General features: G+C 43.1%; 1 protein-coding gene. It reads right to left on the bottom strand.

The window, feature by feature from the left end; translation table 11 throughout:
- Nucleotides 1-1,026, bottom strand: a 1,026-nt coding sequence (ltrA, locus tag ACMZ6U_RS10510; protein WP_416108358.1) for a group II intron reverse transcriptase/maturase, incomplete at both ends; no start/stop codon positions are given.

Here is a 1,026-nt window from a genome sequence, read left to right as displayed (position 1 = left end):
TTTAACTAGAACTGGTTTTGATATAGCTCGTTTTAGAACCGACTTTTGTGCCACCAGTTGATAGTGGTCACCCCAGCCAGATACTTTATCGGCTATCCACTTCGGAACTCCAAGTTTGAGTAGTCCCCAAAGTCGCCTAGATTTCTTCTTCCATTGTTTCCAGATAATAACCCTAATCCGTGTTCTCAATCGCTCGTCCATTTCTGCCATAGCAGTTTTCATGTTACTTAAGGCGAAATAATTTATCCAGCCTCGGATAAGCCAGTTGAGTTTCTCAATACGACTGTCTAAGTCAATACTCCACTTACGACTTGTTAGTTTCTTGAGTTTTCTCTTGAAACTCTGTATACTGTCTTGATGGGGACGACTTTTCCAGCCTTCAGCTGATTTCCAGAACCCAAATCCAAGGTATTTCAGTTGACTTGGTCTCACAATTTTAGTCTTGGTCATATTGACTCTCAACCCTAAACGGTTTTCGATAAAACGGCTAATAGAGTACATGACACGTTTGGCAGCTGCTTCACTCCCAACTGTGATGACACAATCATCTGCGTATCGAACGAAGCGAAGACCTCGACTTTCCAACTCCTTGTCTAGTTCATTAAGCATGATATTAGACAAGAGGGGGGACAGATTTCCACCTTGTGGGGTTCCCACTAGAGTTTTGTGTCGTTGCCCATTGATAACCACGCCAGAGTGGAGATATCTACGAATCAGTGATTCCGTATCACCATCTTGAATGATGTTATGGACAAGCGACATCAACCTATCCTGAGGAACTGTATCGAAGAATTTCTCTAAGTCAATATCCACAATCCACTCATAGCCATCGTTAAGGTACTCTAGTAGCTTGATGATGGCTTTTTCGCATGAGCGATTTGCTCGGAACCCGTAACTCATTTCAGAGAAATAAGGTTCACAGATGGGACTAAGGACTTGGACAATAGCTTGTTGGATTATCCTATCCATCACGGTCGGAATCCCAAGCTGACGAACGCCCCCATTAAGTTTAGGAATCTCAACTCG

Origin of the sequence: Streptococcus pluranimalium, from assembly GCF_047785745.1 — a bacterium.
In the GTDB taxonomy this organism is placed as follows: domain Bacteria; phylum Bacillota; class Bacilli; order Lactobacillales; family Streptococcaceae; genus Streptococcus; species Streptococcus pluranimalium_B.
This window is presented reverse-complemented; position numbering and strand designations above follow the sequence as displayed.